The organism is Halorubrum trueperi (assembly GCF_042662525.1).
In the GTDB taxonomy this organism is placed as follows: Archaea; Halobacteriota; Halobacteria; order Halobacteriales; family Haloferacaceae; genus Halorubrum; species Halorubrum trueperi.
Map to the genome: position 1 here is coordinate 795,732 of NZ_JBHSXI010000001.1, position 20,262 is coordinate 815,993.

At 52.7% G+C, this 20,262-nt stretch carries 16 protein-coding genes and 2 pseudogenes; 9 read left to right on the top strand and 9 right to left on the bottom strand.

Going from position 1 to position 20,262, the window contains the following annotated elements; all coding sequences use genetic code 11:
- Window positions 1–364: 364 nt before the first annotated feature.
- The 3 genes from ACFQEY_RS04085 to ACFQEY_RS04095 form a co-directional block, all read right to left on the bottom strand.
- Entirely contained in the window at window positions 365–850 is a 486-nt protein-coding gene (locus ACFQEY_RS04085) for a hypothetical protein (RefSeq protein ID WP_379765035.1), read from the bottom strand.
- Window positions 843–1,085: a hypothetical protein gene (locus ACFQEY_RS04090; protein WP_379765037.1), complete on the bottom strand. Its 243-nt coding sequence runs from the start codon at window positions 1,083–1,085 to the stop codon at window positions 843–845. The genes ACFQEY_RS04085 and ACFQEY_RS04090 overlap by 8 nt, the downstream gene beginning before the upstream one ends.
- 637 nt (window positions 1,086–1,722) lie before the next feature.
- Complete coding sequence (locus ACFQEY_RS04095) at window positions 1,723–3,000, bottom strand: hypothetical protein (protein ID WP_379765039.1); 1,278 nt, start codon at window positions 2,998–3,000, stop codon at window positions 1,723–1,725.
- A gap of 658 nt (window positions 3,001–3,658) precedes the next feature.
- Here ACFQEY_RS04095 and ACFQEY_RS04100 point away from each other — a divergent pair.
- Together ACFQEY_RS04100 and ACFQEY_RS04105 are read left to right on the top strand one after the other, a co-directional pair.
- A pseudogene (locus ACFQEY_RS04100) lies at window positions 3,659–3,808 on the top strand (hypothetical protein); the annotation flags it as partial.
- Between the two features lie 42 nt (window positions 3,809–3,850).
- Window positions 3,851–4,105, top strand: a complete 255-nt coding sequence (locus ACFQEY_RS04105; protein ID WP_379765119.1) for a hypothetical protein — start codon at window positions 3,851–3,853, stop codon at window positions 4,103–4,105.
- Window positions 4,106–4,131: 26 nt separating this feature from the next.
- Here ACFQEY_RS04105 and ACFQEY_RS04110 read toward each other — a convergent pair whose 3' ends face one another.
- On the bottom strand, window positions 4,132–5,064 hold the full coding sequence (locus ACFQEY_RS04110; protein ID WP_379765041.1) for an NAD-dependent epimerase/dehydratase family protein: 933 nt from the start codon (window positions 5,062–5,064) through the stop codon (window positions 4,132–4,134).
- Between the two features lie 210 nt (window positions 5,065–5,274).
- Window positions 5,275–6,549 carry a nucleotide sugar dehydrogenase gene (locus tag ACFQEY_RS04115; RefSeq protein WP_379765043.1) on the bottom strand — a complete coding sequence of 425 codons (1,275 nt, stop codon included), beginning with the start codon at window positions 6,547–6,549 and terminating at the stop codon, window positions 5,275–5,277.
- 118 nt (window positions 6,550–6,667) lie between these two features.
- Between ACFQEY_RS04115 and ACFQEY_RS04120 the strand changes: the two genes are divergently transcribed.
- Together ACFQEY_RS04120 and ACFQEY_RS04125 are read left to right on the top strand one after the other, a co-directional pair.
- Window positions 6,668–7,789, top strand: a complete 1,122-nt coding sequence (locus tag ACFQEY_RS04120) for a glycosyltransferase family 4 protein (RefSeq protein WP_379765045.1) — start codon at window positions 6,668–6,670, stop codon at window positions 7,787–7,789.
- 118 nt (window positions 7,790–7,907) lie between these two features.
- Window positions 7,908–8,540 (top strand): annotated as a pseudogene (locus ACFQEY_RS04125) (IS6 family transposase).
- 191 nt (window positions 8,541–8,731) lie between these two features.
- Here the strand turns inward: ACFQEY_RS04125 and ACFQEY_RS04130 are convergent.
- On the bottom strand, window positions 8,732–9,922 hold the full coding sequence (locus ACFQEY_RS04130) for a glycosyltransferase (protein ID WP_379765047.1): 1,191 nt from the start codon (window positions 9,920–9,922) through the stop codon (window positions 8,732–8,734).
- Between the two features lie 316 nt (window positions 9,923–10,238).
- On the opposite strand from ACFQEY_RS04130, the gene ACFQEY_RS04135 reads away from it, so the two are divergent.
- A complete protein-coding gene (locus tag ACFQEY_RS04135; RefSeq protein WP_379765049.1) occupies window positions 10,239–11,495 on the top strand; it encodes an O-antigen ligase family protein in 1,257 nt (418 codons plus the stop codon).
- Window positions 11,496–12,226: 731 nt separating this feature from the next.
- Entirely contained in the window at window positions 12,227–13,357 is a 1,131-nt protein-coding gene (locus tag ACFQEY_RS04140) for a glycosyltransferase family 4 protein (protein WP_379765051.1), read from the top strand.
- Between the two features lie 325 nt (window positions 13,358–13,682).
- Here ACFQEY_RS04140 and ACFQEY_RS04145 read toward each other — a convergent pair whose 3' ends face one another.
- Both ACFQEY_RS04145 and ACFQEY_RS04150 read right to left on the bottom strand, forming a co-directional pair.
- Window positions 13,683–15,137 (bottom strand): lipopolysaccharide biosynthesis protein, encoded by a 1,455-nt coding sequence (locus ACFQEY_RS04145; RefSeq protein WP_379765053.1) that lies wholly within the window; start codon window positions 15,135–15,137, stop codon window positions 13,683–13,685.
- 130 nt (window positions 15,138–15,267) lie between these two features.
- The gene (locus ACFQEY_RS04150; RefSeq protein ID WP_379765055.1) at window positions 15,268–16,134 is read right to left on the bottom strand and encodes a sulfotransferase domain-containing protein; all 867 of its coding nucleotides are present in this window, start codon (window positions 16,132–16,134) and stop codon (window positions 15,268–15,270) included.
- Between the two features lie 103 nt (window positions 16,135–16,237).
- Between ACFQEY_RS04150 and ACFQEY_RS04155 the strand changes: the two genes are divergently transcribed.
- The 3 genes from ACFQEY_RS04155 to ACFQEY_RS04165 all read left to right on the top strand — a co-directional run bounded on the left by ACFQEY_RS04155 (window position 16,238) and on the right by ACFQEY_RS04165 (window position 19,265).
- On the top strand, window positions 16,238–17,380 hold the full coding sequence (locus ACFQEY_RS04155; RefSeq protein WP_379765057.1) for a glycosyltransferase: 1,143 nt from the start codon (window positions 16,238–16,240) through the stop codon (window positions 17,378–17,380).
- Window positions 17,381–17,495: 115 nt separating this feature from the next.
- Window positions 17,496–17,714 carry a hypothetical protein gene (locus ACFQEY_RS04160; protein ID WP_379765059.1) on the top strand — a complete coding sequence of 73 codons (219 nt, stop codon included), beginning with the start codon at window positions 17,496–17,498 and terminating at the stop codon, window positions 17,712–17,714.
- Window positions 17,715–17,717: 3 nt separating this feature from the next.
- Window positions 17,718–19,265 carry an alkaline phosphatase family protein gene (locus ACFQEY_RS04165; protein WP_379765061.1) on the top strand — a complete coding sequence of 516 codons (1,548 nt, stop codon included), beginning with the start codon at window positions 17,718–17,720 and terminating at the stop codon, window positions 19,263–19,265.
- A 299-nt stretch (window positions 19,266–19,564) separates the two neighbouring features.
- On the opposite strand, the gene ACFQEY_RS04170 is transcribed toward ACFQEY_RS04165, so the two are convergent.
- Window positions 19,565–20,188: a class I SAM-dependent methyltransferase gene (locus tag ACFQEY_RS04170; protein WP_379765063.1), complete on the bottom strand. Its 624-nt coding sequence runs from the start codon at window positions 20,186–20,188 to the stop codon at window positions 19,565–19,567.
- Window positions 20,189–20,262: the final 74 nt, after the last annotated feature.

Here is a 20,262-nt window from a genome sequence, read left to right on the forward strand (position 1 = left end):
TATTGTGAAATAAACGGGTGACAACGTACTTGCTAACTACATCAGATTCTGGATAGGTACAACCCCGTGTGAATTTATAAATCTCTAATCATTATAAATTCGCATCCGACGGATCCTCATTACACAGTTTTCCTGACATATTTTCGTATTAACATTCGGTCACAGAGTTGACAACTCGGCTTGAACTTGACTACGTAAATACATCTTTCCAAACAGTGCTCATAGAACGCCGGTTAACGTACACACTCTACGGATCTATCTAGTACGTAACCCGGGCCCTGCCCACCAGCAAAGAACACCGTCGCCTCGATGTCGAGATCACTCCGTCGATCCAACAGCGGCGGAACGTCACCTCGAAGTTCGCTCACCGGGGCTCTCGGCGAGTGCGGAACGTTCCTCTCGGTGGTCGGTGTTCCGTCAGTGGAGGGAGTGACTCCTTGGTGAGGTCGTCGATAGTGATGATCCGGACATCGAGCAGCTGGGCGAGATACCACGCTGGAGTGGTCACGCCACACGCCACAACGAGTACGGGCATCGCGTGAGAGAGTAACGCCCGATGGGAGATGGAGGCAACGGCTTGGCGTCCGACAAGGGTCGTGTGCCAGTCTTTACACTCGGCGACGATGAAGTCTTCTGGCTTATTACGTGGGGGATTTCGCCGTGCGACGACGTCAGTTTCGAGCCCGAAAATGTGTTCGTTGCGGGCGGTGAGGTATCCCCACGTTTCGAGTGCTGTGACGAACTCTTTTTCGAGCCACCGCCCATTCGTGGGATCGTGATCGACGGTGGGTTCCTCGTCGGTGTCGCCCACGCCGGGAATATGCTGGAGTTCCTCAGCGAGGTCACTCATCCGTGGAGCCCTCCTGTTGGGTTATCTGTGTGGCTGTGTATTCGAGGGCGGTCGCGATCGCTTGCGCCTCTTCAGGTGTGAGATCCGCATACGTCGTCCCCCACGAACCACCAAAACTGAGCGTGATGGTGGATTCATCGAGGTCGTCTTGGCCCACCTGGATGGATCCCTCTTCTTGGCTGACGGGGCGATCGCGTGTGACGCTCGTTTCGAGGTCGATCTTAGGGGATGTCATTGCGTCTCATCCCTTTGGTTCGGGTGGAGCGTCGGTGTCGTGGGTGGCGTCTGGTCATGGTGTGGATCTGGTGGTGTGGGTTCGCTGGGCTGGGCTGCGGGCTGTGCGTCGTGGTGATCGGATTGTCGGTGTGTGTTCACTGGAAGTGCGGTGTCTAGGATCATGGTCTGAGTCGGTGTGAACAGGTCCGTGTAGGCGTGGCCAGCCCGTTGTCGCGTCCACGCGTCGGGGTGACTGCTCACGACGCGGTGGGATGGATTCGGCTGTCGATGCGCCAAACAGCGGTGTTGGAGGTTGATTGATGTCTGCCGGCGGCTTGGCTGCGTGCTCGTGATCTGTTGTCCACCGTCGGTGACCGTCCACTTGGACGGGTTGGATGCGTTCGAGTTCGCGAACATCGTGTATCCGACGGTCATAGCTGCTCGCGGAGATGCCCGCTCTGTCAATGAGCTCCGAGCGGCCGAGTGGGCTGTCGGCTCTGAGGAGCGTGGCGTACAGCTTCGTCGCTGTCGGCGGGAGGTCGGGCCGAAAGCGGGTGGCCGAAAGGGTGGCCGCTGCGCGTTCGACCTCGGCAGGCTTCGGAGTGGGTGACTCGTTCAGCGCTCGTAGGAGGCTCTCCACGACGTCGTACGGACAACTACTCCAATGAGGTGTCCGACGGGCCGAACGAACGCAGACAGAGCCGCACGAGCCGCTGTCGCTCGCGGGGTGTCCACTGGACGTCGTGGGTCATCGGTAGCTCGTCGATCACCCGCCGGATGGCGGGGTAGGTCGTCCCGTCGATGACGGGAATCTCGAGGGGTGGTGCTTGTTCGGTGCCGTCGGCGATCGGTTTTCGAACTCTGGTGAGTTCTGTGGTGAGGGTGGCGATGATCTGATCGGAGAGCGCCGTGATCGTCGGACCGGCAAGCACCCACGACATGGTGAGATCCATCCGTGTGTTGGGGTCGATGTCGTAGGGGAGTCGCCGGCACAGCTTTCCGGGCCACTCTTCGAACAGCATGCGGTAGCCTGAGTGAATCCCGTAGACGGACTGTTTGGGGACAGTCTTGGCGAGGAACGCACAGAGCTTGTTGAGTTGTGTGGTGTTGCGTACGAGTGCGTCGGTATCTGGGACCCTGCTGGTGGTCGTGAAATCGATACCGGCTGCGTGATACAGCTGGGTCGCCGAGGCGATCAGGTCGTGGAGATCGTTGAACAGGTCGCTTCGGGCGGTTGTGTCGTCGCTGTTCATGAGTTTGCCAACCCGTGCGAGGAGATGATCTCGAACCGTTGTTATTCGCTCGCGCCATGCTCCGTAGGTGGTTTCTGAGTTGCTGTACCAGCCCACTTGATGGCCACGACGCAGGCTGCGGGCGACATCGTGATCGGATTCATCGTGGAGTGCGTCGAATTCGCAGCCGATCCGTGAGGGGGTGAGAATGTTGGAGAAGGCCTTATCGCTCAGTAAGGCGCACCCGAGACGTCCCAGGGTGGCTAAGGGGTCACCCCACTGGAGCACGACGAGGGTTTCAGCATTTGTCTGGCTGAGATACGTGACACGGTCGTCTTCGAACGGGTGTGGTGGGTCGTCGACGAGCGTGATGGCATCGTCATGGGCGACGGTGCTGAATCGCTCGTGGAGGTGGCTAGGAGAGTTCTCAGAGCCAGTGAGCCACTGGACGTAGTCGGCGTCCGCGTTTGGATCGCCGGTTGCCGCCACCCACTCGTCGGTTGTGGGTGTCTCCCCTCCCGCCCGGCGGGGCGACACTGTACTTGTAGATTCCTGAGGGGTCCCAGTAAGACACCTATTGAGCCGGCGCTGATCCGGGTGGACGAGTTCGTAGTTGTCGTCGAGACACTGCTGGACGGCCAGCCGGCCCAGATCGGTGAGTTGGACGGTGTTGTGCTGGCTACGGCGGTCGATCGTGACCAAGTTCCGAGCTTCGAGATCGAGGACATATCTGCTAATTGTGCCGTCGGCGACATCGATCGTGTGATCGTGGGTGAGATCACGGTAGCTCCGGGCATGCGTTGTGTGGAGATTCCCGAGGAGCCGGCGTTTTCCAGGGTCGGTGTCGAGATGGCGGATAGCCTCCCACGCGGCCGCGGCAGTCTGGGTGGCGTGGTCATTGTGTGGGGACCGATCCCGGCTGGCAGTAAGATCGAGGTGACACTCGGTCCATGTGGGATACCGTTTCGAGAGATGTCGGTGGACTGTCGGGGAGGCGACGAGTCTGATGTCGAACCCGTCGGCGAGGACAGCGATAGCCGCGGGTGCGCGGACGCCCGTGCGGCGGTCTGTAAGGGAGGTCTACGCGCCGCCGTCCAACAGGAGCGTGAGGGCGGTGGGATCGTCGAGTTCGCGATGGAGTGCGACCGGCCCTTTCGCGAGCGCGCCGAGGTTGGCGTTGACTGGACCGCGCCCCGTGCCGATGATGGTGACTGTGTCGGTGAGGTCGTACCCGAGAGTGAGGCGGAGTCGTGGCTAATTACGATGCCCTCGAAAAAGCGGATCGAACGGGTTGAGGCCGGGACTGACGATAAAGGGAACTGGGAGGTGTACTACACGAACCTCGATCCGGAGCAGTTCGGTGGCGAGCGAGGAGAGTTGGTCGGGCGAGCCGGCGCATACGAACCTCAATCCCGAGCAGTTCGGTGGGTTGGAAATCGGACGACGGTACCGGAAGAGATGGACGATAGAGACCGCGTATCGACTGATGAAGCATGACTTCACTGCAAATTCCGCGAGCGAGTTACGGAGTCAACGGGAGTTTATCGCCAACATGGCGTTCATCTACAACGCGATGTGGATGGCGTCAAACGTGACGTACGCGGAGGAGAACGACCGGCCAGTGAAAGACGACCAGGGCCAATACCCGTTCACGGCCAACCAGTTCATGGTTGCCATGCTGCTCGACATGGAAGACATTGACGTTGGAGAAGTCCGCGATTTATCAGTTCGAAGTAACATTGTCCGAGAGGTGTTCGGCGACGGCTATCCGTTCCTCTTGGACGGTCATCCTGAATTTGAGAATTGAGGCCCAATTACCGAGGACTGCGTCAGCTACTGACGGTAGTACGGGATTGTCTGCTCTAAGCCAGTCTCGAAGTCGACGGTCGGATTGTAGCCCAGAAGATCTTCAGCTTTCGAAATGTCGGCGTGAGAGTGCCGGATATCGCCAGGGCGCGGATCGTCGTAGATGGTATCGATATCCATATCGAGGAGGTGGTTGAGAGTATCGACGAGTTCGTTGACGGTGACGCGACCGCCACAGCCGACGTTGAACGCTTCGCCTGAAACGTCACTTTCGGCGGCGAGGATATTTGCTTGGACCGCGTTGTCGATGAACGTAAAGTCCCGAGATTGCTTACCGTCTCCGTAGATGACTGGCTGATCACCGTCAAGCATCAGTGAAATGAACTTGGGGATGACGGCTGCGTAGTCGCCGTTGGGATCCTGACGTGGCCCGAAGATGTTGAAGTACCGGAGCGCAGCAGTATCGATGTCGTAGAGCTCGCTAGCTTGGAGTGCGAGATTTTCCGTGTAATGCTTGGAGAGTGCGTACGGTGACTCCGGCTGCTCGGTCATCGACTCAACTTTCGGGAGCTGTTCGGTGGTGCCGTAGACGGACGACGAGGACGCGACGACGACGGTGTCGACATCTGTGTTCCGCGCGGCATCGATGACGGTGGCCGTACCGGTACAGTTCGCGTCAGTTGTCGTGACCGGGTCATCGACACTCCGTGGCACAGAGGGGACGGCAGCCTGGTGGAAGACGTAGTCAACACTCTCGGTGGCGTCGGTCATTGCTTCGGCGTCGCGGATATCGACCTCTTGGAACGAGAACCGGGTAGAGTCCCTCAACGCTTCGAGATTCCGTTCGCGGCCCGTCGCAAAATTGTCGACGCCACGAACGTCGTAGCCGCGACTGAGTAGTGCGTCTGCGAGATTCGACCCGATGAATCCGGCGACGCCGGTCACGAGCGCGGTAGGCATATATCAGGATTCCCACGGTTTGACATGGGTCTGTCGACTTCGAGTGGCGAACTCTAAGAATCGACCGGTGAGCAGCTCTACAATATTCGCCCGTCAATTGAATCCATTGCTTGCTAAACACGTGTAGAAGTGTTGTCGCGGCAAGCTGTGGGCTTAGTGTATTGAAAACCAGCATGATACCCTGGTGTCATCCTCGGAGTATCTCGCAGATTACAGTCGGACGACGTGATCCGCTCTATGAGAGCTAGTGGTATTTCGTGTATCGAAGATCAGCGATGTCTCATTGACGAGACGATCGATATCCAGAGTCGAGTGGTCCGTGACGAGAATCACACAGTCAGCATCGTTGAGTCGCTCATCAGTGAGGGCAACGGACTCGTAGGTCGCGTCGTCAATCTCGAGTTCTGGAACGTACGGATCGTGGTAATCTACGACCGCACCCCAGCCGTCGAGTTCTGTGATAATGTCTATGGCCGGAGACTCGCGCGTGTCGGAGACGTTCGGTTTGTAGGCCACGCCTACAACGAGAATATCTGCGTTCGAGAGCGCGGTGCCTCGGTCGTTGAGTTGTCGGACAACGCGTTGAACGACGTGTTTGGGCATTTCGCGGTTGACAGTATCCGCGAGGTCGATGAAACGCGTATCAACATCGTGTTCGTTGGCCTTCCAAGAAAGGTAAAACGGGTCGATGGGGATACAGTGGCCGCCAAGGCCCGGTCCGGGGTAGAACGGCATGAAGCCGAACGGCTTCGTCTCGGCGGCGTCGATGGTATCCCAGATATCGACGTCGAGTTCGTGGGCAATCTGTGCGAGCTCGTTGATCAGGCCGATATTCACCGCGCGGAACGTGTTTTCAAGGAGCTTGACAAGCTCGGCCTCGGTCGCGGAGCCGACGCGCACAACCTCATCGAATACGGGATCGTACAGTGCTTGCGCGCGGTCGCCACACTCGTTGGTGACGCCGCCGAGGACTTTCGGAATGTCTGTCGGGCCGTACTCCTCGTTTCCAGGATCGATGCGCTCGGGAGAGAACGCGAGATAGAGGTCTTCACCGACTACTGCGCCGTTCTCCGCGAACACGTCCGTGAGAGCGTCCTCAGTAGCGCCGGGGTAGACGGTACTCTCGAGAACGACTGTGCAGTCGTCCGCGATGATGGGCGCAAGACGTTCGGCGGCATCGAGAACGAAGGACAGGTCGGGTGTGTCGGTCTTGCGGAGAGGCGTCGGCACACAGATTGAGACTCCGTCAGCGTCGCTGAGGTGATCGTAGTCGGTCGTAAATGTGAGGCCGTCGTTTGTCGCCGCTTGGACTTTCTCATCGGTAACGTCGTTGACGGTCGACTGGCCGCTGCGGAGGCGGTCAATCTTGTCAACGTCGATGTCGATGCCGACGACGTCGTAGCCGGCTTCGTGCATCGCCAGCGCTAGCGGCAGCCCCACGTATCCAAGGCCGACGACGCCGACACGCGTCCGTTCGTCTTCCATGTGCGCTGACGAACACGACACAGCGGTTTTAGCGTGTCGTTACTCGAATAGCCAGCAGTCGGACGAATAACAAACGGGGCTTAAGTCCCCAAGGGGCGTCGTCGAGGTGTGAACGTCGATGACCGGTAGCGAGCGACCGCGCGTCTTCCATCTGATCACTCGACTGTTGAAGGGCGGTGCGGAAGCGAAAACGATCGCAACCGTGTGTGGGCTTGATGCCTACGATTTTACCGTGGGATACGGTGCGGAGTACGACTCTGAGCAGGTCGACCGTCTGGAACGGGAGGGAATCACAACGAAGCGATTTCCGCTTATCCGACACTATAATCCAATCACGGCGGTGCCAGCAGTGCTATCGCTGGCGCGATACCTCCGGCGGGAGGGCTTCGATATCGTCCACACACACAGTACGGAAGCCGGCATTATCGGGCGGTTCGCGGCGGCATTAGCTGGCGTACCGAACGTCATTCATACTGTACATGGCGTGCCGTTCGCCGACGACCGCAACGACGTGTTGAACCGGCTCGTGCTCGCGTGCGAGCGCCAGGCCGCGAGCTATACTGACCGGATAGTTACGAACGCGGATGTCATCGCCGACGATTACCTGAAGCGCGGGATTGGGATGTCCGAACAGTACACGACCGTCTACAGCGGGGTCGACCTCAAAGCGTTCGCAGACGCCGAACCTGCGACAGACTTGCCCGGGGAGCGGCCGCGCGTCGTCATGGTCGGTCGGCTCGCGGATGGCAAGGGACACGGCGTGTTGCTCAACGCCGTCGAATCGCTCGGTAACTTCGAAGGGTCGGTGTGTATCGTCGGCGACGGTCCGCTGTACGACTCGCTGGACGCGGACATCGAAGACCGTGGGTTGTCCGAGCAGGTGTTCCTCACCGGCTTCCGGGACGATGTCCCACGCGTACTCGCAGCGAGTGACGTCCTCATATTACCGTCGTTCCGCGAAGGGACGCCCAGAGTGATCACGGAGGCGATGGCCAGCGAGCTGCCCGTGATTGCAACTGATATCGCGGGGATTCCAGAACAAGTGGTGGACGGAGAATCCGGTTATCTAATCCCGACTGGTAACGCAAAGATGCTCGCGGAGCGAATGAACGAATTGTTGCTAGACCCGGATTTACGTGATCGTATGGGCAAGGTGGGATGGAAGCGGGCTAAACGGTTTTCAGTTGAGACGATGCGTGATAATTTAGATCATCTGTACCAAGAGTTTCTCCGGGAGTAATATCGATTCCCTCTGTAACATTAGTCTAGATAAGAAGATTATATTAACTGATCGTTCGTATAAACGAGTCGTATTTGGTTAAGCGTGAAAAGCGAGGTGGGAGAATTTCTTGGTGCCTATGCCAGAAATCGTCCGCCCCTGCAGAGGTAGAGATTGGATTGATCTGGAGTTTGTGGAGCGAGAGCGGACACCCGAGCCAGCGATGGCACTAGGATTCAATCGCATGTTGCGGGGCCCTCAATGTCGAATACAGTCGAATCGCTCGCCACTCTGTGTGTCCAGCGGAGCCGGAAAGCGGTCCACGTTGGGTTCAGAAAGCCGATTTACAGCCAGAATCAGGTAAATCTCTGAATCAGATCACGCCGGATGAAACAGTGATTCGGATCAACGACCAGCAGTTCTGCCTGTACACCGCTGGCGATCCCACCACAAATGAACTGCTTCACGTCCGCCTCTTTTCGACGACGACCACCGCACTCACCGAGATTTTCTCCGTGAGCTGCGGCAAAAACACGATGTCGAAACTGCAGTCTTTCTTGTTGATGGTGCTCAACACCTCCAAACTGCGCTGTAACGATCTGGGCTCCGATTTCAGATACGTCGCCACGGAAATCGAAACGCTGTCGAACGAATCTTTCGAGAACTCAAACGTCGAACCTTGTCGTCCTCAAATCGCTTCAGTCATGCTGAACCGGAAACAGCTGAAACTTGGCTCCAGAGTTTCGCCCGCTGGCATAATTCTCAAAACTAAACGTTACCTCCCGTCGAAGGCTGATTACACAGAACAACTACAGTAACAACTGAAACAATTCACACACCAATCACACTGTAGTCGTGCGATCAAGTGTGTATTGAATCTTAATAGCTACTATAGCAGATGGTGGGGTGCCGTAATTTTCAGGGTGCTGTTTCACTCAGTTCGGTAAGAGCTGTCTCGAAATATTAAGTGTGCGCTTCGTACAGTGTAACTGCGCGTTCACAGAGTAAGTCGTAATTACGCCTGTTTTCGATATATTCTCGGCCACGACGGCCCATCTGTTTGCGAGTATCAACGTCTGTCAATAGGTTGAGGATTGTCTCGCTAAACGTCCCAGTCTCAAACTCAACTGTACGTCCGGCACCACTCTCGGATAAGATTTTGATCTGTTCTGGCGTCTGGGTTCCGATCACTGGCGTTGAGTGGTTCATATATTCGAGGGCTTTCGTCGGTGAATTCGTCCGCAACACGTAATTCGGTGGAAACACCGATAGACCGATTTCGGCACCGACAATCGCCCGTCTGAGCGTTGTCTCTTCAACCCATCCGGTAAAGCACACACTGTCGGCGACACCGTAATGTTCAGCAGCATGTTTGAGCCGATTACGATGTTCGTCGTTCCGACCTCCGACCATCACGAGCGTCGTATCGGGTCGTTGTTCACGCACCTGTGCCAAGACTGGGAAAAGAAATTCTAGTTGACGGATCGGATTCATTGTCCCGATGTAGACGAGGTAGTTCGACCCTACATCAAATCGGTCCTGAAATGGTTTAGGGTCAATTTCGGTCGGCTGTAGAGACGTGTCCGCACCCATTGGCAGACTTTCGATAGGCCCGCAAAACCCTTGCGAACGGAGATGGTCAGTCATAGCGTCACTGATAGTGAGCGTGAGGTCGGCACCATCTAATATGGTGCGACGAACGCGCTTGCCGATCTGTCCACGAAGGAAATCGGTCAGTCCGTAGCCGTCGACACCGTCTCGATAACCGAGACACAGTTCCTCGGATTTGAGATGCGAGAGGCGATATACGAATGGGACTGACTGGCTTTGGGCGAGTCGCATCGCCCGAAGCCCGAACGCAAGGTCGTTTCGAACCTGGATAGCATCGAATGGCCCTTCGGTTTCCCAGAGAGTTTTGATCGCATGATTCTGTCTGGTCACGCCGTCCACTACTGTCCTTACCTCGTCGTGAGTTCGTGATGGCATGAGATAGGCAGGTGCGCCACACCACGTCTCGCATTGAATCTCTGATGTTGAGGAACGAAAACCCCAGACTACTTCATGGCCTCGCTCCTGCCAACGCTTGGTGTACACCTCCCGCATGAAGGGTTCGTCGCAGGGAAATCCCCAGTCTGCGAGTATTAATAGTCGCATTATTGGTCTTATGTAGTCGGAATCGTCGCCTATAGCTATCGGTTTTTTTATTGTCCAATGACGGCTCCCCGTTTCACTGGCTGTTGGTCAGCCTTGGCGTTATATTGGCTTACATTCCGGATACGGTATCTATGCCAGTACCCACGTTGCGGTCGCAAACAACACGAAGTTTAAGAGTTTTGTCCAGCGTGGGAAAGAGTACGAGGGAATTACTGGGAACAGCGACGGTTCCGGTCCCCACGGCGAAATTTATTATAAGATTCCCCGACGTTACAACGCGCTTAAGTACTCTGTCTTTCGAAGAGTTAGTGAAAGGATGTTTGATTCACGGCGGATTTCAATCCACCTAATTGCCACCGTTATAATTGCTGCAATTCTGGATTTCATATTAGTATTACCAAGTGTTAGTCTATCTAAAATATTAATGCCACTCGCACTAATTGGTATTGGAGCGGAATTCATTTCACGAAATAAATATCAAGATGAAATATCATATTCTATCCCAAGGTGGATTGTTGTTATTGGTGGTCTATGGCTTGTTTTCTATTTATACTTGGTTTTACGGTGGGCGGCTCTACCCACTAGCAGAGGGTTTGCCATTCTTCAGAGCTATATTTTCATCCCTATTTTTGCGGCGGCAATCATAATCATCCCGAGGAGTCACAGCGAATTTAATAGAATAGTAAACTACACTTTACTCACTATAACAATTTTAGCGGTTTTGGCAGCAATGGACGTTGCACTTGGTGCACGACGTGCGTATCCGTTGGGCATGAATCCAAACAGTCTCGGATTACGTTTCGTGGTAGGTATATTTTTAAGTGGTGTATTAATTGCGCATACTAAGAGTCGGATACGAACTATTTGGTACATAATATCTATATTCATACTACTGCTTGGATTGGTAGGAACAGGGTCACGGGGAGCATATCTAGCTTTAACTGGTGGATTGTTGTTTTACATTCTAGTTAATAACAAAAATATGCCATTTCAAAGTATGAATACAAAAAATCTAGTGCCAGCCTTAGTAGTATTCAGTGGGTCGCTTTTATTAGCACCTGAACTTATCGTTGGTTTCTTCAACCGGTTTAAATCCTTGTTGACATTTGTCGCAAATCCTGATGAGGCTGTAGGTGCAGGATCAAAATCCCTTCAAATCCGGTATTCGTTACTAAAAACATCCATAGAGATGGTAGAAATAAAGCCACTCTTTGGCTTTGGGTTAGGTACATTTCAGGATTACACTTCAACGCTTAGTCGATTTAATCAGCCACGAGGCGCACACAGCACATATCTTTATATCGGTTCTCAAACAGGTGTGGTCGGGCTGCTAGTGCTTGGAACCGTATTTGCTGTCATTCTTAATGTGATTCGTCGAGGTATGTTAATGGGAGAAAAAAATATATTAAATGAGTCAAAAAGAATGTCACTACTTGGTAGTATTGTTATTGCTGGTCTTATTAATGGTATTGCGGCCGATGTTGTTAGATGGAAGGTCTTCTGGATTGGCATCGCCTTTGCTCTCACACATTATAAAATAATTGAAATAAACGCCAATTCTCCAGACACTTAGTGCTAATGTACATGTTGGTCACCCGTACGCGATCGACGACAAGCACATGAATAAATAACAGACACGTTATGTTATTTGCTGGCGGACGGGCTAACCTTCTATGAACGAGATGTGTGGTTTCTATACGAGTAGGGGGCTGACACCTCGCGAGCTCGTCCACACTGAGAAGGAAAATTCGTCTCCAGCCGCGAACATGACAAGACGCTGTTGGAAACATTGAACAGATGCTTGTTTCGGCGACGGGGAAACACGGCATCGACTAGATTAACCTGAGGACATCGGGCCAGTCCCGGTGTGGGCGGACGAACAGATTCAGGGTGAATAACCCTGCCGTCAGGGGTATCCGCCGGCATGGTCAGGTTCGGGATGAAAGTGAATAAATTCTCCTTTTCGGACCTTTTCACCGACGTCTAGTCTCCTTACCTGTTCTCATGCCACATCAGTACCGACGGTGGTTTGTGAGTCCGTCGGCCACGCTACAGTCTATGAGTTTCAGGTGCTGAAGAGAGTCTTTGTGGGGGTAAACAGATGCGCTAGTTCTTTCACGCCTGTTGCTGAAAGATGGCCGTCTGGTTGGGGGATTGTGAACACATTCACTCAACCAGAGATCTTCCTGATGAGAGTACGTTTCAGCAGTAGTTCTTAGACCGGTTGGGAAGTACCGATTATCGGGTTTGTCGAGACAAACCTGAAGGATTAATATGGACAACAGAAAAACTATTAATGACCCAATGATTGATGCTGAGATAGCCATTATATCTAGCCACTTAGGTCACGTACGAGGTGGCGCGGAAATAAATGATCTTAAGCTTGGGCGTGAATTTGAACGACTCGGGAGTGAAGTAACGTACGTAACTCAACGAGACGAGACTAGATCTCCTATCACTATTGATCGTCCAGTTCGTATCGTCGAAAATCGATACTGGTACCAACACAGTTATAATCTATTTGAGCCGGCTGGAAAAATACTTCGCCATATTAACGAGGAAGTGTTCCGCTGGAGAATCTGGCAGGAGCATGAGGAATTTCTCCGTGAATGTGATCTTGTATTAACTACTGGCCGCCCTCTCTTGGCAAAACTGAGTGACGACATCTCTGGGACACTTCTCTACGCCGTCCGCGGGAAAGTCAACCCACTCTATCATCGCTATCTTCGTAGTGCTGACGGACTCATCTTTTGGGGTGGCTGTGAGTCAGAGTACGATGACAGATCAATTCTAGATCTACCACGAGTCATGCTTGACCCCGCAGTTGATACTGGGTCTTTTTATCCTAGTTCTGTTTCTAAAAAATTCTCATCTGATCTTCGAGACGGCGATCCTGATACGGAACTGCTTACCTTCGTTGGCCGACTGGAACCCGTCAAGCGTGTTGATCGTATTATTAGGGCTGTCTCACGACTGGAATCGGACTATAACTTAAAATTTCAGGTTATCGGAGCTGGATCCCAACGCAACGATCTTGAAATACTGGCTGACGACCAGACCTCGGGAGAGACTGTGAAGTTTCTTGGGAGGGTTCCACGCGAAGATATTCCTCGATATTTGAACGCCAGCGACCTATTCGTAATGGCCTCCGAAATGGAGAACCACCCGATTGCGCTCAAAGAGGCCGCGATGTGTGGCACGTTCTGCGTAGCCCCAGACATCGGACGCATCGGTGAAATACTCGACGACGATATCGGGTACACCTACACCAATAATACGACCGAGGGGTTGACCGAGGGGCTCCGGACTGTACTCGAATCCGAGGCCTATCGGCGCGCCCCACGCGACCAGCGAGCGAAGACCTACAACGACTGGCAGGCCAACGCTGAAGCAATTCTAGAGTTGTACGCACGAATTCAAGACGGCAAACCGTGAGAAGCGGTAGCCGCAATGAGTTACTTGGGTTCGGCCCACGCCTCTGTCTAGATTCATCTTCTCAAGCTAGCCACGTATATATGCCGGTGCTGACGTGCTGAACACTCATCAACACGGTGCCTGCCTGAGTGTGGTACCGCAAATCTCGTAAAATCGCTCTGATGTGTCCGATCTACAATATTAACAATCCGTGAAACAGTGAAATCAGCGCAGTCTAGCGATTCACCAGACCCTGTCGAGCCATATGGGACAGTTTGAGCGCACCCAAGCATAAAAAGAGTGGCGTGAGAACGCCGAGGCGGTGATCGCGTTCCACGAGGGGTGGCTAGGTGATGATGCGGGCGAGGACTTGTCGTATCTGTACTCGAAGGAACGAGTCGATCGAAACCACTAGCGATAAGTATACTATCCCGCCAGTGATAATTAGCCCGGCGGAGTAAAATCGCGTCTGGTACACGACCAGTGACTGGATCGCAAAAATGATGACTCCCATTATGATGGCACAGGTAGCTTGGAATCCCCAGGGGCGGAGTGGAAGTCGAACGCTGATCTCGCTGTGTACAGCGACGACGTACAGCCCGCCGATGAGCGCCGCAAGCATCGAGAGCGATGTGGAAATCGCCGCCCCAAGGATACCGATGAATGGGATTAGTAGAACAGCCACAATCGCGTTTATGGCTGTCGAGAGGGCGCTCAACAGGAACGCATACTTTGGTTTGTCAAGCCCGTAGATAAGCTGATGGAGTTGATTGTACGCACTGTATGCGACCGTTCCGGCAGCGAGGACAAGTAGTGACATCGCTCCCGTATCAAGATCATAGATATCCAGTAGCAATCGGTCAGCGATGACAAACGAGCCAGCAAGTATTGGGAATGTAAAGAGAGTCGAATACGAGAGTACTCTGTAAAGAAGCTGTTCACTAATTTCTGTGTCGTCAGTAGATGCGAGGTTGCTCACCTCGGGAAGGATATTACGACCTAGAACAGTAGAGGTTATAAGACCAAACTGTGCTAACGCATATACAATCCCATATACACCGATCTGATCAGCTGATGTGAAGGCTCCGAGGATGATGATGTCGAGCCAGCGGTGCTCACCGCCGACGAGATTATCTAAATACGAGAACTTCGCGAATGAGAACAGCGACTTCGCCCTTTCGCAATTCAAAGACGCAGTATGAATCGGAACCCGTGCGACCACGGAAATAGAAATGGCCGAGACGAGTAATCCTGTGATGAACCCGACGACGAGACCCCACTGAGCGTAGCCGATGACGATGAGAGCGACCTGAATTACTGCTGTTCCTACATCTTTGAACAAATCAAATCCACTCGCTACGTCTATCTTCCGCTGAGCATACAATGTCGAGCGAAATGTTGAGTATAGCGCCGTGCCCCAGAGCGCGATGATGACGAATACCCATGCCGAGTTGAGGCCGACATAACTGTCCACACGACTATTGAAAATAGCCAGCGTTGTACTGATAAGTAAGAGAGGGATTGCTCGGAGTACAAATGCAGTTGCCACGGTATCGGCGGTAGTGGCTTCTGTTCCTGACCCCTGCTCTGAGACTCGTTTCACAATAGCTTGGCCCATGCCGAACGTCGTCCCCCGATTCAATAGTCGATATACCGATATAAATACGAAATAAATGCCTACGGCGAACGATCCCGCGACGTTCACGAAGACAACACTAGTGAGAAATTTTACCATTTGAACGCCGGCGAGACTGAAGAAGCTTACTAGGCTGTTCCAGCTAAAACGAGATTTGAGTGACATCTAAGTAGTTTAGTGGGGTGGTCAATCGGACTTTCTGGGAACACGCGGCAGAGAGCACACAGCTGTGGAAGAGCAGATGCCGAGGTAAGATGCTATCATTTGACTCCGTACGCCCGCGTTGCGCTGTCCCCTAGAAATTTCCATAGTCGTAACCGAAGTAGTCTTCGAGACGTTCATCGACAAGCCGCTTGAAATAGCGTTTGTCGGACTCATCGAAATAGTCTCGGTACCTATGGATCGTTCCCTCGTTGATTTTGGCGCCTTCGCCTGCCGGTTTAACCTGCTCGTTGGGATCACCGAGAATATCTGGGTTCGCCTCACCGTGTTCCTCGATGTAGCGCATATGATCGATATCACAGAACTCAGTGACTCGGCTAACCAGCGCGTCAGATACGTTGTCAAGTCCAATGAACTCAAGTACATCTTGCGTGACACCGTGTGTATCGCGTTTCAACACTTCATACTTGACACAGAGGTGATCATCGACATTGTCCCAATTTCGATGCCACTGATTCAGAAAGTCGATGCGCCATTCGAGGGTCCGATGTCGTTTTTCATCGACGCCATCGGCCCGCAAAAACTCTGAGAAAGTAATGGAACCGTTCTTGTGTTCGGAGTACGTATCGTAGCTCGAAACCATTGTATCCCTAAGATCGCGAACAAGAACGATAACCCGGCCGCCACGAAGTAGAACCGAGTATGGTTTGTGCGTGTGCTGAACACGTGGAATATCCGTATGGTCGTTGAACGCAAACCGGGCAGTTTTGTCCCGAAATGTCGGCACGACACTTTCTGGTCGGATATCGGTAAACGCATAGTCAAGGTCATACGCGTCGACAATTCCCTTCGCGATGAGGAACCGAAGCCAGTGCGTCCCACTGCTAGGAAGTGTGGATAGATACACGTCATTGCCGCGGGAGAACTGGTAGCGTGTCCAATCGATGAACTGAAGCGGATTTCGGATATTTCGAAGGAGCCGAACAGAGAGGGGCCTCATATATCTGTCTGTACTTGCGATGGTGTAATATGTTCCGTTTCGAAAGGCACGACCGATAGAGATATGTATCTCATCGACCAATCATGGCATCAACAATACCGAGATGTCACGGTCAAATAATTCCATTGCCGTTCTGACGATTCCAGATATTTCCGATTACAACTCAGAGCGTGTAAACTACGGCATCTGTTCGAAACTCACGCCCGAGTTTGACGTGACACTACTTGGCCCGGAACAGACGAGCGATCGGATTACTAACACCTTCGACATCAAGCGAGGCGTCAAACGAGATTTTCGGAACAAGTGGTTGCGACGACTACTACTCGTTCCCCTAACGTTCTACCTCCTGTACACGTACGTCCGCTGCGAACGCCCAGATATAGTTGCCTCGTTCGGAAATCTACCGGTGAATGGGTTGCTCTGTGCTATTGTATCAAAACTGACAAGATCGGACTCGGTAGTCCGAGTGACGAGTGATTTCACCAACCTCTGGAGACACCAGACGGGAGTTGGTTCGACTGTTGGATGTTTTGTGAAGAATAATATTCTGGGAGCGCTTTCGGTCCGACTCGCTGACAATGTCATCGTACTAGGACCAGTAATGGAAGAGAAACTCCAGACGCGAGGAATTGATTCCTCGAAGCTCTGGGCAATTCCCCAACCGCTTCATATTGAGTGTGAGGACAAGCAAGTCGATGAGTCGTCGGCTTCGCCTGCGGTCCGGACGGAACTCGACATTCCCGACGAAGACCAGCTTGTCCTGTTTGTGGGCTATTTCAAGCGCTCCAAAGGACCCAAGCGACTTGGTCGGACGATCCGGTACGTCATGGAGCGAAGTACTGACACACACGCTGTTATCGTCGGGAGTTCGGGGGAGTACGAGCGGTACGTCAAACAGACCCTTCAAAAGTACGACCAGGTCCACTTCACAGGGTGGGTACCACACGACCGACTCAGTGCCTATTTCCAGTCGGCCGACGTCCTGCTCCATCCCTCTAACTCTGAGGGGTTACCGAATGTCGTTTTGGAGGCACTCCACTACAGTGTGCCGGTTGTCGCGACTGATTCCGGCGGTGAGGTGCCGGTGTACGTTTCGAATATCGGTGCCGACTGTCAAGAACTGGGAGAGATGCTACTTAAGCGATGTTACCACACTGACCCATGTCCCGGAACGGTACAAGACCCACAGAATCGCCGGCTCTATCAGGATCTCTTTGACAGTATCGTTTCCAAGCCGAGTGAGTAGCAGCTTATAGACGGAGCGGAATAATACCGTCGTTGGACACCAACAAAGTCGTCGAATAATGTGACGGTAGGTCCACCCGACGGGTTTATTACCTCTAATGACGCCAACTTCGCATATGGTACGGTCAATCGAAATTCCTGACGACGTGAGTGACCGCCTCGAGGAACGAGTCACTGGATCTGAGTTCGATTCCGTCGAGGAGTATATCACATTCGTGCTCCGAGAAGTCACCAAGGAACATCCAGAAATCGAAGACTCAGCAACGATACACAGGTCGGGTGGGGACAAGAGTAGGGCCCGTGAGAATCTCAAATCACTCGGTTATTTAGAATAGACGATGAAAACAGCAATAATCGGGCTTGATGGGGCGACATACCGCGTCATCGACGAATATCGGGACGAACTCCCCACACTCAGTCGTCTCATCGATGGCGGGTATCACTCGGTGCTCAACAGTACGCAACCACCGACGACGTCTGTCGCATGGCCGTCCTTCGCCACGGGTCAAAACCCTGCGAAGTACGGCATGTTCGACTTCATGGGCCGGTTCCCTGACGAGCTGAATTTTTATATCAACGATGCCCGAAAGAAAGGATTCGATTTCTTCTGGGAGTATATTGATGAGCCGATTGGACTCGCCTCGATTCCACTCATTCCGTATCACAGCTCCGACGGATTTTTTATCCAAGGTAGTCTCGCTCGAATAAATCAGGATCAGATCACTCAACCACCAGCGCTCAAAGACGCCATCCCCGACTACTACGACTATCGGATTAACTGGCGCGATGACAATGAGGAAATACTGGATGGGGTGATGAAACGTATCGCCGCCCGCGAAGAGTTTTTCAAGTACCTTATCAACGAATGTGATGTCCCGCTGTATTTCTTAATGTTCAATGCGATAGACCACATACAACACCACTTCTGGGCTTTTATGGATGGGAGTCATCCAGCACATACAGATTCACAGTATAATACGGCGATACGTGACGCGTACAAACGATTTGACGAGGCATTAGAAAATATCCTTGCGTGTTTCGACGAGCCTGTCAACGTACTTGTCGCGAGTGACCACGGTTTCAAGCCGTGCCACACCGAAGTGAATATCAACGCCTTGCTTAACGAGTGGGACTACCTGGAATACGAGTTCCAGACGTCTGGGGCAATGCTCGCTGAAGCGTACAACCGTCTGACGAAGTACATCAGCCCTGAAACGATAGCCTCTTTACTTCCTGATTCGGCTCAATCAGCGGCCAAGAGCCGAATGCCGAAAAACGATAGAATTAGTGATGCCATCGATTGGTCAAGATCGAAGGCATACAGTTTCGGCGTGATGCCGAACGTATACCTGAATCTGATGGGGCGTGAGAAATTCGGGCAGGTGAGTCAGGCAGCCTATGACGGGCTTTGTGACGAACTGGCGAAGATGTTCCTCGATCTGGAAGATCCCAAGACCGGTGACCAGGTGTTCAAACGGGTCCATAGACGTGATGAACTCTATCAAGGCCCATACATCGAGCAGGCCCCTGACCTCGTTTTAGAAACGAACGAGGGATTCTACTGTTCAGGAAATCTAGGCACGACCGTCTTCGAACGCAAGACTAGTCCAACGCCGAATTCTGGTGTGCACGAACAGGCAGGTATCCTCATCGCCAACGGCCCCGATATTGCTAACGTTGAGTGCCGTGAAACTGACGGAATAGCTGATGTTGCTCCCTCGATACTCCACCTCCTAGGCTACTCGATCCCGGAGTCTATCGACGGTACTGTCATTACCGAAATGGAGACAACAGGTCGAGAACCAGTATCTTCTGACAGACAGAAAGCCGAGAAAAGACACGTTCAGGACCGGGTACTCGCACTTAAACAACTTGGCATGATCTGAACGAAGCGTCCATCTCAACATTATTCCTTGCCCAGCGGGAGGAGAGTGGTCGCTCGAGGCTAAGCGAAAGAACGATGGCGCCGGCGGCGAACAGTTGTCAGCCGCCCTCTCCGCTGTTATATAGTGTAACAGACACCCATTCTCTTATCCAACCCCCTGCCATTGAACTGCTTCCGGCGAACTTTACGTCCGATACACAGCAGCTCATTATAGGACGGCTTTCAGAATTTTAATCTCGAACAATTTTGTTTTCATTGTAGAGACATCGAAAATAAATTTTTTGAAGATAAGGATAAACTTTACTCTGGCGATGCCACTGCAATGAGATTTCTGTGACTGACACGGGGTGGAAGAAGTGATTCGATCAACCAGCCCTTAAACTGAGACGGTGAATTAACGTTATCCCTTCTACTCATTTTCGCATGCATCATTTTCTTGACGGAATAATTTTGTGATTCGAGTAATTGAGATAGTGTTGATGCATCAAACCAACAAGTGTGGTCTGGATTAACGAACTCGTGGTCCAATAGGCATTTAAGCCAAAAATAGAGGCTAAATGCGTTTGGCGTAGTCAAAATTAACACACCATCGTCACGAAGATGGTAACGCACGGTCTCAAAAAAGGACTCGAAGTCAGCAAGATGCTCAATCAATTCTCCAGCCACAACGACATCGAACTTCTCGTCTAACCGAATGGATTTCACATCGCCGTGGTGAACATTGTATCCCTCCTGAGTTAATTTGGTAATTCCCTCCTCAACTGTATCCACACCAACGGTATACGAAGCGACATCACAGATCATATCGTGAAACCAGTCATCTCGATCTGTTTTATTTGGCGTGTGTTGGACACATCCGAAATCCAGTACCTCCTTTCCGGTGACATAAGGTTCAACGAACTCAAACCGGGATCGGTTGCTCATATCTTTACTCATTCGTCTTTAGCTAAGCCTCACACCTCGGTTGCGTAGCGGTAGCGAGCGTCTCCTGTAAGATC